7 protein-coding genes are annotated in these 12,141 nt (G+C 63.9%); 2 read left to right on the top strand and 5 right to left on the bottom strand.

All coding sequences use genetic code 11. The features are described from left to right. Positions 1 to 155: 155 nt before the first annotated feature. The 4 genes from EN851_RS13140 to EN851_RS13125 form a co-directional block, all read right to left on the bottom strand. The gene (locus EN851_RS13140; RefSeq protein ID WP_245520738.1) at positions 156 to 3,167 is read right to left on the bottom strand and encodes a caspase family protein; all 3,012 of its coding nucleotides are present in this window, start codon (positions 3,165 to 3,167) and stop codon (positions 156 to 158) included. Positions 3,168 to 3,178: 11 nt separating this feature from the next. Next, complete coding sequence (locus tag EN851_RS13135; RefSeq protein WP_127281257.1) at positions 3,179 to 3,886, bottom strand: hypothetical protein; 708 nt, start codon at positions 3,884 to 3,886, stop codon at positions 3,179 to 3,181. Further along, positions 3,883 to 4,263 carry a hypothetical protein gene (locus tag EN851_RS13130; RefSeq protein ID WP_135929381.1) on the bottom strand — a complete coding sequence of 127 codons (381 nt, stop codon included), beginning with the start codon at positions 4,261 to 4,263 and terminating at the stop codon, positions 3,883 to 3,885. Before EN851_RS13130 ends, EN851_RS13135 begins: the two co-directional genes overlap by 4 nt. A 114-nt stretch (positions 4,264 to 4,377) precedes the next feature. Then, entirely contained in the window at positions 4,378 to 6,579 is a 2,202-nt protein-coding gene (locus EN851_RS13125) for a caspase family protein (RefSeq protein WP_135929380.1), read from the bottom strand. 243 nt (positions 6,580 to 6,822) lie between these two features. On the opposite strand from EN851_RS13125, the gene EN851_RS13120 reads away from it, so the two are divergent. Next, positions 6,823 to 7,227 carry a Fur family transcriptional regulator gene (locus EN851_RS13120; protein ID WP_135929379.1) on the top strand — a complete coding sequence of 135 codons (405 nt, stop codon included), beginning with the start codon at positions 6,823 to 6,825 and terminating at the stop codon, positions 7,225 to 7,227. 7 nt (positions 7,228 to 7,234) lie between these two features. Here EN851_RS13120 and polA read toward each other — a convergent pair whose 3' ends face one another. Next, entirely contained in the window at positions 7,235 to 10,189 is a 2,955-nt protein-coding gene (gene polA / locus EN851_RS13115; protein ID WP_189521842.1) for a DNA polymerase I, read from the bottom strand. 432 nt (positions 10,190 to 10,621) lie between these two features. Here polA and EN851_RS13110 point away from each other — a divergent pair, with 432 nt between their 5' ends. Further along, the gene (locus EN851_RS13110) at positions 10,622 to 12,013 is read left to right on the top strand and encodes a M20/M25/M40 family metallo-hydrolase (RefSeq protein WP_189521841.1); all 1,392 of its coding nucleotides are present in this window, start codon (positions 10,622 to 10,624) and stop codon (positions 12,011 to 12,013) included. Positions 12,014 to 12,141: the final 128 nt, after the last annotated feature.

Here is a 12,141-nt window from a genome sequence, read left to right as displayed (position 1 = left end):
CTCCCCCTCAAGGGGGGAGATTGAACGCTTCGGCCTTGGTACCAGTCTTGCTGCATTGAAGATTGGCGAAAGCAGCAATGTCAGCCAATCTCCCCCCTTGAGGGGGAGGTGTCCGGCAGGACAGAGGGGGGTCCCTTGGCGCCGACGTTTGATGGTCACGGCTCGGCCAGCACGATGTTTTCCACGCCGCCGACATAATAGAACGGCTTCTGCTTCGAAGCGGTCAGCCGCACCACTTCGCGCGAGATGAAATCGGCAAGCCCGAACAATGTGACGCCGCCATCCGAGGTTCTCGCCTTGCCGCGCAGGCCCTCGAGAATCGAATAGGTGAAGACGCCGTGGCCGAGTTCGGGCAATTCGGCGGCGGTGTTGTTGGCGGCGGTGGCCGAGAAAACGACGATGCGCGCGTCCTCAGCGTCCTTCTCCAGGCGCGGATTGAAGGCGTTGGCGGCGTGGCAGGTGTCGAGCAGCATGAAGCGCATGCCCTTGGCCCGCTCGACCGATTTCTGGATGTCGGACCAATCCACCAGCGAGGAGCGCTTCCAACGCTCGGCGTCCTGTTTGCGGCCATCGGTCGGGATGAAATAGTAATCCTCGTCGATGTTGATGCCGTGGCCGGCGACGAAGACGATGGTGGTGTCGTGCTCACCGGGTCTGTCGAGGAAATCCGCGAGCTGGTCGTCGATCGTGTGCGAATCCGGCTCCATGACGGTGTCGGCGCTGGCGACGGTGTAGGTCTGCCGCGCCTTGTCGGGGCTGAGCGCTTCGCGATTGACCAGCACCAGTGTCTCCATCGATGAGAACAGGGGCGCCGATTTTTGCGCAACCACCTTGAGGAATTCGGTGGCGTCGTCGACGGGGTAGCGCAGGTCGCAGGCATGGCCCGAACAGGCGTCGGTCAGGAACGGATATTTGTCGACACCGACGACCGCGACATAGAGCTTGCCCCTGGCCTCGGCCTTCTCGGTCTTCCTCGCCAGCGCGGTCACGCTGCGCTCGGTCAGATAGCCATATTCATTGGTGCCGGTGATGCGGATGGTGTTTTGGCCATCCTCGACCGGAACCTCGACGATGGTGTTGTCGCCATCCGCCGAGCGCGTGGTGACGTCGCCGACATTGCGGCTGTTCGACAGGATCGAGAAGCCGGCGGCATCAGTGCCGGCCTCCCTGGCGCCCGTGATTTCGACCGCGACGTAGCCGTCTCGCACCTTGCTCTGATCGTCGGCGAGGCGGATGCCGAACTCCGGCGGCTTGCGCTGGAGAAGCTTCCGCAGCTCGTCGTCGACGCCGGGCCGCATCTCCTTGACCGCCTGCCTGGCACTGCGCAGGATGATGGCGCGGCGCACCATTTCCGGGCTCCAGAGATATTTCTTCAGCTGGCCGGCGCGGATGAAGCGGCCTTCATGGTCGCGGCCCTGGTTGACGTGCCAGCCGATCAGCTTGTCGCCCTCGTCGGAGGAATAGTAATAGCCCTGCGGCATCCAGGCGATCCATTGCGACCCGGCAAAGAACATCGACACGATCAGTTCGTGCGTCTTCAGGTTCCAGAGCCGGAGCGTCTGGTCGGCACTGCCGGTGACCAGCAGGCCGGCCTTTTCCGAGGCGACCATGGCGTTGACCTCGCCGGTATGGCCGGTGAATTCACCTGATACCCTGGCGGTCGCGGATTTGTACTCCAGCAGCGTGCCGTCATTGCCGCCGGTGATCAGGCCAAGCCCGTTGTCGATCAGCGTGAAGGCGGAATGGGCAAAGCCGTTCGTGGCGTCATTCTCGATCGTACGCACGACCTTGCCGCCATTGGCGATTTCCAACACGGCGTTTTCCAGCGCGTCCTTGCCGCCGACCGTGGCGTGCAGCGACCACTGGCCGCTGGTCAGCGTGGCGCGGGCAAACGCGTTTGGCTCCGCCAGCGGCTGGGGGTCGTCGAAGAACCGCTCGGCGGTCGGCAGTTCCAGCTTCCTGTCGAGCGTGCCCAGTTGCTCCGGGCAGGCGACGCGCTCGGGGCAGGGGTTGGCGTCGCCCCAGCCGATGATGCCGTTCGCCGCGTCGATGCCGACCGCGGTCACCGGCTCCCCCGATCCTTGCAGCAGGGCCTTGCGTTCACCCGTCGCCGGGTCCCAGACCTGGATGGCGTTGCGGGTACCGCCGGCCGTCGCCACCAGCGACCCGTCGGCATTGGCGGCGCTGGCGTAGACTGTGCCGTCATGGCCGGCATAGTCGAGCAGCTTGTCTCCAGTGTCGGTGTTCCAGACGATGGAGCGGTGCTTGTTGGCGCAGCGGTAGCCGCAGGAAGCGATCAGACGTGACCCCTTGGCGAAGGTCAGCGAGCCGATGAGGAAATCCTGCTTCGGCATGGCGCGCACCAGAGTGCCGTCAGCCGCACGCCAGATTTGGACCTGCCCGTCCTTGCTGCCGGTGCCAAACTGGCTGCCGTCCTGCGAAACGGCCAGCGCCATGACGCTGACGTCCCGCAGCTGCTCCGCTTCGGCCGGTAAGGCGATCTGCTCGCCCTTCGTGATGTCCCAGAGCCGGATGCCATTGTCCGTCGTTGTCGCCGCCAGTCGGGTTCCCACCGCGGCGAAAGCCAGTTTGTCGATATGCCAGGAATCGGCGTCGAGCTTTTTGTCCAGCGTCCATCCGGCCATGGATTTGTCGTCCAGCCTCCAGAGATAGACGACGCCATCGGCGCCACCGCCGGCCAGCATCTTTCCATCGGGAGAGAAGGCAAGGTCATAGGTCGCGTAGTCGGCTGCCTTGAGTACGGCCTTCATCTTGCCGGTGGCGAAGTCGAACAGCCTGATGTCGCCATAGGGCGGCCTGTCGCCGAGACCAGCGCCGAAATAGCCGCCGGCGGCGATCGTCTTGCCGTCCGGCGAGACCGCGACCGCGAAGATCTTGCCGTCGTTGCCGTTGCCGAGATAGCCACGGATGGTGCGCAGGCTGACGCCGTTTTGCCAGTCCCAGATACGGATGGTCTTGTCGTCGGAGGCCGAGACGAGGTTCTCGCCATCGGGCGTGAAGGCGAGATCGGTGACCCGCGCGCTGTGGCCGCCAGTGTCGAGATCGAGGTGGAAATCCGGGGCGTCCTCGGCACGGGCGACCGACGCGGCGACCAAGGCTCCAGCCACGGCGAGCCAGCGGAAGGCACGCATGAGGCGGAGGCTCATCCTTGTCATCGTTATTTGGCTTCAGCCGACGGTCGCCCGCTGCGCACATAGGCTTCGATCGCCGTGGCGAAAGTGGGGGAGCCGGCCTTGCGCTGTTTGTCGACATAGCCGGCAAAGTAACTCCAGAAGGAGACGGCATAGTCGCGGAAATAGGCGTCGGTCACCTTGCGCGAACACAGGTCGCCATCGACGCAGAAGGACAGCCGGTTGAGGAAATAGACGATGCGGTCGAAATTCTCGCCGAAGTCGGCGAGCGGCATGTCGCCACCGGAAGCGCTCATCGCCTCGATGCCGATACGTTGCCGGAATACCTGCTCCTCGGTCGGCGAAGGGTTGGCGCTGAGCAGATTGTCGTATTTGGAATTGAGGGCCGCGAGGCGATCCTTGAGCGCTCGTTGCGCCTGCTGATAATCCTTTGTCTCCCAAAGCTCGACCAGGGACATGGTCTGCTCGACGCGCTTCTGCTCCTGATTGGCCAGGAACTGATAGACCGAGAATGCCAAGGTGAAGATGATGGCGAAGCGCACCAGCATGCCCGACCAGGCATAGACCAGCATGCGCCAGTCGCGGTCGGTGAAGGGGTTGCTTTCCTTCTTGATCTCATGGCTGCTCGGCCACGGGAAGCCTTCGGTGGTTTCCGGCAGCGCCTGCTTCGCAGCCGCGTCCTTTGCCGGTGTCACTGCTGCTGCCTGCTTCGTCGTGCCCCCCGGCTTCTTCATTTGCAGCTATCCAGTTCGATGGTGGCGGAGGGATCGAGCACGACGCCCGGCGCTTCGAGCTGCTTCTTCAGGCACGCCAGTTGCGGGCGCGAGACAATGAACTGCACGTCCGGTTCCGCCGGCGCCTTGTTCGGCGACGGCAAGGCCTCGACGATGCCGCGCGAGGCGCAGCCCGAGAGATCGACGACGATCGCGTCGCTGCTGGCCTTGGCGATCTGGTCGTACTGGTCGAGAAAGCAGGTCGCCAGTTCCGAATTGATGACCACCTGCTTGGCGCAGAGGCCGCAGGGGTCCTGTGCCGACGCGTCGGCAACCAGCAGCAGGCCGGCGGCGATGCCGCCAACCGTGGCACTCCAGGAAAATAGGCTATAGCTCACGAACCACCCCATCCATTCCGCCGGCCGTGTCACGTCCCAACGCGTCGGCCAAAAGTTTTCACCCCATCGTGCCGGCAGTGCAAGGCCCGGCCATGAACACCCGCGCCTGAATTCTCAGGCGCGGGGCACCGTCTCCATCGGGAAGATCATCACCGCTCCCTTCGGGCCGCTCTTGTCGGCAAGCCGCATCACCGATCGCGTCGACGGCGCCATGCCGATATCGGCGAGCATGTCGGAGAAGCTGGCGGGACCTATCCCGCGCGTCATCGACGCGACACCGTCCTGCGCCAGGAAGCTCAGATCCTCCTTTTCGCTTTCCGGCGGCGCCTCGGTCAGCACCGCGATCATCCGCTCCATGCCGAAGCTGGTGTCGGTGAAGGCGAGCAACCCTTCCTCCAGCGTGGCCTGCGGGGCGAGGCGCTCGGCAACGATGTGGGTGATCGAATAATCGCTGCCGACGTAGAGCACATTGATGTCGACCAGCTGGTCCGAGCTGTTCTTTGCCAGCACATGCATCTCGTCGCCAGGCGAAACGCGTGGCACCACCGAGGCCTGCAACGGCTCCAGCCCGTCCTTGTCACGACGCTTGACCTGGAATTGCACGTCGACGTCCTCCGGCTTGTAGTCGGAGGCGGCCGCCAGCCTGGAAAGCCCGGTGGCGCGGAAGATGGTGCGCAAATTCCTGGCCGTCGCATCGACAAGCTTCTGGCGGTCGTCGGGGTGGATGATGATCAGGGGCGGCCTCCCGCCATCCTTCAAGGTCACGTCGCCCGAAGCCGGCAGGAACCACAGGGCCGGCTTGCCGGTTGCGTTCCCGTCGGGGCCGGCAATGGCATTCTCGCGCATCACCGCGAAGCGAAGTTCGGCGCTCTTGCCCGGATCGACCAGTTCGATGTTGAAGCCCGTCTCCTTGGCCGCCGCCAATTCGTCGAGAACCGAGTTCACGAGCGCCGTTTCCGTCTCCAATCCCTTGGTCGCGGCCGGCCGTGCAACGGCGAGCTTGTAGTCGACGGCGATCTCCGCCACCCGGGCATAGGCATTGGAGGGGATATCAGCCACCTTGAGCGCGGGCTTCTTGTCGAACTCGACCGGCTTGACCCGGCTCTCCAGGTTCTTGGCCGATTCCACTTCGAGATAGCCGACCGCGTCGGACAGCGAAGACAGCGCCGACGGCAGGATGGCGAGCTTGCTGCCGGGGGTGAGGCGGTGCAGCAGGCCGGTGCCGATCGACGCCTCGCCGTCCTTGACGATAACGGGCCATTGCATGACCGCATCCGTCTTGTCGGTGCCGAACACGCGCGCATCGAGTTCGCCTTCGAACAGCGGCGTCGGCCGGGTACGGCTGTCGGCCGAATATTGCTGCAGCACGGCCTGGCCGAGCTGCCGGTAGGTGACGTTGGGGTTTTCGGCGAGCTTCGACAGGATGGTGAACGTGAAGAGGCCGAAGCGTGGCGCATCGGCCGTGCCCTTGGGCAGCGGCATCTCCGGTGTCGTCTCGACCGTCTGCGCGGCATAGAAGGCGACCAACTTGCCCTTGGTGATCGGCTCGCCGCCAGTCGGCGACAGGTTGAAGGCCGGCTTGCGCTGGCCATTCTCGTCGAGGCCGCGCGATGCGCTTGCGACGGTGTTCTCATACGCCTTGATGGCTGCCGCCCTGGCCGCCTCGTCGCCACCGACCAGGTCGGCGAACTCGACCTTGCGATCCAGCTCGTCATCGACATCGACGGCGCGGGTGGCGGTGCCGGAATGGCAGCAGTCGAACACCGCCCAGACGAAGGCGCCCTTGTCGCGGATGGCATCGAGCGCGTCGCCGATCTCATTGTCGACCAGCGCATTCGGCACGCCGGCATCCCTGTTGATCCACTTCTCGATGTCGACGGGCAGGAAAATTTCGTCGAGTCCGTCGGTCTCGTCGCCCTTGACCCTCTCGGGCTGCTGGGCGCCGTGGCCGGACAGATGCAGGTAGACAAAGTCGTCGCGCTGAACCTTGGCGCCGAGGTCGGCCAGTGCCGTCATGATCGCGGCATGGGTCGGCAAGCCCTTGGCGCCGGGCACGTCCTTGGCCAGCAGCGTGACGTTTTCCGGCGCGAATCGCACCGGATCGGGCACGTTCTTCAGCAGGTATTCGTGCACCAGGGCGGCATCGTTCTTCGGCCCGATAAGCCAGTTTCTCTGCGGCAAGGCCGGATATTCGGTGCAGGCGACGAGCAGCGCATGGTAGGTGCGCGACGCGGCCGACGCCCGGAACGAAATCGTGCCGGCAGCCATCAGCGCGGACGTGCCGACAAGCAGCGTCCGGCGTGTCAATTTGATCATATTGCTTCCCCAAGCCCGATCGAATTCCCAAGCGAAACCATCCTCGTCGAGGATTTTGGCAGTATTTTGAATGTCGCTCCGTCATCAAGCCTGCCATCACCAATGTGCCGGCATGTCATCGATCGGCTCGGGACAGCAACAGAAGAGTAGCAAAGAAGGCGGTTCGTCGCTATCTGAATGGGATCAGGCCGTTTGCGTGAGCAAACAGCCTTGGGATGGCGCAGGGCAGGCTGGAACAGAACCATGGCGGCAAGGGATGTGCTGACGAAAAACCAGTTGTGCGTGCTCGAGAAACTCGAGACCGCCAGCGGGCCGCTCAGCGCCTACACCTTGCTCGATCAGCTGCGCGAGCGCGGTTTTCGGGCGCCGCTACAAGTCTATCGGGCGCTCGACACGCTGGTGAAATCAGGCTTCGTGCATCGGCTGGAGAGCATCAACTCCTTCGTCGCTTGCGCCGAGCCGCACGACCACAGCCACTCGATGACCGCCTTCGCCATTTGCGACAGCTGCGGGCACGTGACCGAAATGTCCGATCACGACGTCGACCACCGGCTGAACGAATGGGTCAACTCGACCGGCTTCGCCGCCAGGAAGGCGGTGATCGAATTTCGCGGGACCTGCGCGAAATGCCGCGCTGAGGCCGCCTAACGCAGCCTCAATGCGCCTCGTCCCAGTTGTTGGCGGCCCGCGCATCGACATGCAGCGGCACCGACATCGAGACCGCGGGCATCGCTGCGTTTTCCATGACGTGGCGTACGACCGGGATCGTCGCCTCGACTTCCGCCTCGCCCGTCTCGAAGATCAGTTCGTCATGCACCTGCAAGAGCATGCGGGCGGACAGCTTGGCCTTGTCCAAGGCTTCCTCCATGCGGATCATGGCGCGGCGGATGATGTCGGCGGCGGTGCCTTGCAGGCGGGCGTTGATCGAGGCGCGCTCGTTGAACGCGCGCAGCGACGGGTTCGACGACCTGATGTCGGGATAGTGGATGCGGCGGCCGAAGATCGTTTCGACAAAGCCGTGCTCGCGGGCATAGGCCTTGGTCTCCTCGATATAGTCGCGGATGCCGGGAAAGCGCTCGAAATATTTCTTGATGTAAGCGCTTGCCTCCTCGCGCGGGATCGACAGCTGGTTGGCGAGGCCAAAGGCCGAGATGCCGTAGATAATGCCGAAATTGATCGCCTTGGCGCGGCGGCGCACTTCCGACGGCATGCCCTCCACGGGCACGTTGAACATTTCAGACGCGGTGATGGCGTGGATGTCCGCGCCATCCGCAAAGGCCTGCCGCAATTGCGGGATTTCGGCGACGTGGGCGAGCACGCGCAGTTCGATCTGGCTGTAGTCGGCTGACACCAGCCGGTGGCTCTTGTCGGTGATGAAGGCGGTCCTGATCTTGCGCCCTTCAGCCGTGCGCACCGGAATGTTCTGCAGGTTGGGGTCGGAGGACGACAGACGGCCGGTCGTCGTCGCGGCCAGCGCGTAGGAGGTGTGGACCCGCTTGGTGTCGGGATTGACGAAGCCGGGCAGAGCATCGGTGTAGGTCGATTTCAGCTTGGTCAACTGGCGCCAGTCGACGATCTTGCGCGGCAGTTCGTGACCTTCGGCGGCAAGGTCTTCGAGCAGTTGCGCCGAGGTCGACCACTGGCCGGTCTTGGTCTTGGAGCCGCCGGGCAGCCCCATGCGGCCGAACAGGATGTCGCCGAGCTGCTTGGGCGAGCCGATGTTGATGCGCTCGCCGATGAGCTGGTAGATTTCCTCTTCGAGCCGGGCCGCACCTTGCGCCAGCTCGCCCGACAGCCGGGACAGGATCTGCCGGTCGACCGAGATACCGCGCTGTTCCATGCGCGCCAGCACCGGCACCAGCGGCCGCTCCAGGCGTTCATAGACCGAGACCAGGCCCTTGGCGGCAAGCCGCGGCTTCAGCACCAGCCACAGCCGCAACGTCACATCGGCATCCTCGGCGGCGTGAGCGGTCGCCCTGTCGACGTCGACCTGGTCGAAACCGACAGAGCTCTTGCCGGAACCGGTCACGTCCTTGAGCTGAAGGGGGGTATGGCCAAGCCATTTGTCGGCAAGGGCATCCATGCCGTGGCCATGGGGGGTGCCGGCGTCGAGCACGTAGGAGATCAGCATGGTGTCGTCGAAGGGCGCGACATCGACGCCGTAGCGGCTCATGATGACCAGGTCATATTTCAGGTTCTGCGCGACCTTGAGGACCGATCTGTCCTCAAGCAGTGGTTTGAGCACCGCCAGCGCCTCGCGAAGCGGGATCTGGTTTTCGAGCATGCCGCCGCCGAGCAGGTCGCCATTGCCGCTCTTGTGGGCGAAGGGGATGTAGGCGGCGCGGCCGGGCGCCGTGGCCATTGCCATGCCGATCAGTTCGGCCTGCATCGGATCGGTCGAGGTGGCCCTGACGTCGAAGGCAGCGATACCGGCCTCCCGCGCCTCGGCCACCCAGGCTTTCAGCGTCGCGATATCGCGGATGCACTGATAGGCCGAGGTATCGATCTTGGCGGTCGCCGCGCCCTCCAGCCGCAATGCGGCCAGGAGGGAAGGGGTGTCACCTTGTTTTGGCGTCTCCGTCTCTGCTTCAGCGGCCTGGCCCGGCTCGGTGGCCGCCCCGTTTCGGGCGACGGGCGGTGTTCCGGCCCCGACGTCGGGGCCATGTGCGTTGTCGGCGCGTTCGACGGTTACCGCGACGGCCTGGACATCGCCGGCCTCGGTGCCGGTCGCTTCCGCCACGCGGCGGGTGAGCGAGGTGAATTCCATGGTCTTGAGGAAGCCGATCAGCTTCGGCCCATCGGGAGCATGCAGCACGAAATCGTCCAGCCCCTCGGCCACCGGCACGTCGTTCTTCAGCGTCACCAGTTGGCGCGAAATGCGCGCCTTGTCGGCGTTGGCGATGATCGATTCCCGCCTTTTCTCCTGCTTGATCTCGCCGGCGCGGGCGAGCAATCCGTCGAGATCGCCAAACTGCTCGAGCAGTTGCGCCGCGGTCTTTGGCCCGATGCCGGGCACGCCAGGCACATTGTCGACGGAGTCGCCGGTCAGCGCCTGCATGTCGATCATCTTTTCGGGCGGCACGCCCCATTTCTCGATGACTTCGGGGATGCCGATCTGGCGATCCTTCATCGGGTCGTACATGCCCACCGTGTCGCCTACCAGCTGCATCAGGTCCTTGTCGGAGGAGATGATGGTGGTGTCGCCGCCGGCCTCGCAAGCCAGCCGGCAGTAAGTGGCGATGAGGTCGTCGGCCTCGAAGCCTTCCATCTCGACGCAAGGCAGGTTGAACGCCCTGGTTGCCTGGCGGATCAGGCCGAATTGCGGGATCAGATCCTCGGGCGGCGCCGAACGGTTGGCCTTGTATTCGGGATAGAGGTCGTTGCGGAAGGTTTTCGAGGAATAATCGAAGATGACTGCGAAATGCGTCGGCACAATGCCCACATCGGTGTTGCGGGCATCCTGCATCAGCTTCCACAGCATGTTGCAGAAGCCGGAAACGGCACCGACCGGCAGGCCGTCGGACTTGCGGGTCAGCGGCGGCAGTGCGTGATAGGCCCGGAAGATGTAGCCAGAGCCGTCAATGAGGAAGAGATGATCGCCTTTTTTCATGCCGGCAGGGATAGCGCGGCGCGATGGCTTGGTCCATGCCAAAGACATCGCCAGACATAGGTTCCGTCAACACCTTGACAGATCGGGAACCCTGACAGATCGGGGTTATACAGGGCCGCTCACGGGTACGTTACAAAAGTGTAACGTTAACGCCCTTGAATCGCCATCTTCACAGACCCAAATACACGTCATCGGCAGTTTTCGCCGAAGTCCGGAGCAAGGCCCGTCCCCCGCCTATACCGGACAACTGCGGCAGCCTATCCCCCCTCTCCGGGCTGCCGCATCGTTTCGAGTACAAGACCGCCGTGGTTCCCCCTCCACCACGGCGGTCTTTTTTTGCCCGCGGCCGCCGGCGCGGGCCGTGGTCCAATTGTCCCGGGCTTTTCGTTTCGCCGCTCTGCCTTTACGGTTCCGGCACTGAATCGAAAGGCTATGCACATGTCCGCAGTTTCCCCTGTCCTCGACCGCCTCGACAAGAATCTCGATCAAAGCCTGGAACGGCTCTTCGGCCTGCTCGGGATCAAGTCGATCTCCACCGATCCAGCCTATGCCGCCGACTGCCGCAAGGCGGCGGAATGGCTGGTGGCGGAACTCAAGCTGATCGGCTTCGACGCCAGCGTGCGCGACACGCCTGGACACCCGATGGTGGTTGCGCATCATGACGGGCCGGCGGGCGCGCCGCATGTGCTGTTCTACGGCCATTACGACGTGCAGCCGGTCGACCCGATCGAACTGTGGGAAAACGACCCCTTCGCCCCCGCGATCAAGGAGATCGGACCTGGTCACAAGGTCATCACCGGGCGCGGCTCGGCCGACGACAAGGGCCAGCTGATGACCTTCGTCGAAGCCTGCCGTGCGTGGAAACAGGTGCACGGCAGTCTGCCGTGCCGCGTCACCATCCTGTTCGAAGGCGAGGAGGAATCCGGGTCGCCCTCGCTGAAGCCGTTCCTCGAGGCCAATGCCGAGGAACTCAAGGCCGACTTCGCGCTGGTCTGCGATACCAGCATGTGGGACCAGGACACGCCGTCGATCTGCGTCGGGCTGCGCGGTCTGGTCGGCGAGGAGATCACGGTGAAGGCCGCCGACCGCGACCTGCATTCGGGCCTCTATGGCGGGGCTGCAGCCAACCCGATCCGCATCCTGGCCAAGGTGTTGGCCGACATCCACGACAAGGACGGTCATATCACCATTCCGGGTTTTTATGACGGTGTCGAGGAAACGCCCTCGCAGGTGCTGAAATCATGGGAGACACTGGGCGAGACGGCCGAGACATTCCTCGGACCTGTCGGCCTGTCGATCCCGTCGGGCGAAAAAGGCCGCTCGGTGCTGGAACTGACCTGGGCACGGCCGACCGCCGAGTTCAACGGCATCATCGGCGGCTACACCGGCAAGGGGTTCAAGACTGTCATCGCCGCGGAAGCCTCGGCCAAGGTTTCGTTCCGCCTCGTTCACAAGCAGGATCCAAAGAAGATCCGCGCGGCTTTCCAGAAATTCGTCGAGGAGCGTATCCCGGCCGATTGTTCGGTCGAATTCCACGCCCATGGCGGTTCACCGGCAATCCAGCTTTCCTATGACTCGCCTTTCCTGGCCAAGGCCAAGATCGCGCTCTCGGACGAATGGCCAAAGCCCGCGGTGACGACCGGCAGCGGCGGCTCCATTCCGGTGGTGGGCGACTTCCAGACCTATCTCGGCATGGAATCGCTGCTGGTCGGCTTCGGCCTCGATGACGACCGCATCCATTCGCCCAACGAGAAATACGAGCTCAGCTCCTTCCACAAGGGGCAGCGCTCATGGGCGCGCATTCTGGATGCTCTGACACGGTAAGGCGGACAACCCTGGACAGCGGAAAAATCAACTTTCTGTTGATTTTTCCGCCGATCACGGCGAGGACGGGTCGACAGCGCAATGTGTTGGAGCGCGTGTGCGCTTCTTCGATGGAGGCGCGACGCCGA

The organism is Mesorhizobium sp. M8A.F.Ca.ET.208.01.1.1, from assembly GCF_004791315.1.
Lineage (GTDB): Bacteria > Pseudomonadota > Alphaproteobacteria > Rhizobiales > Rhizobiaceae > Mesorhizobium.
The sequence above is the reverse complement of the archived record's forward strand: the minus strand, read 5'-3'. Positions and strand labels throughout refer to the sequence as shown.

Excerpts from the sequence above, each read along its gene's own strand:
- EN851_RS13140 (WP_245520738.1), bottom strand. The coding sequence starts at position 3,167 with ATGAGCCTCCGCCTCATGCGTGCCTTCCGCTGGCTCGCCGTGGCTGGA.
- EN851_RS13135 (WP_127281257.1), bottom strand. The coding sequence starts at position 3,886 with ATGAAGAAGCCGGGGGGCACGACGAAGCAGGCAGCAGCAGTGACACCG.
- EN851_RS13125 (WP_135929380.1), bottom strand. The coding sequence starts at position 6,579 with ATGATCAAATTGACACGCCGGACGCTGCTTGTCGGCACGTCCGCGCTG.
- EN851_RS13120 (WP_135929379.1), top strand. The coding sequence starts at position 6,823 with ATGGCGGCAAGGGATGTGCTGACGAAAAACCAGTTGTGCGTGCTCGAG.
- polA (WP_189521842.1), bottom strand. The coding sequence starts at position 10,189 with ATGAAAAAAGGCGATCATCTCTTCCTCATTGACGGCTCTGGCTACATC.
- EN851_RS13110 (WP_189521841.1), top strand. The coding sequence starts at position 10,622 with ATGCACATGTCCGCAGTTTCCCCTGTCCTCGACCGCCTCGACAAGAAT.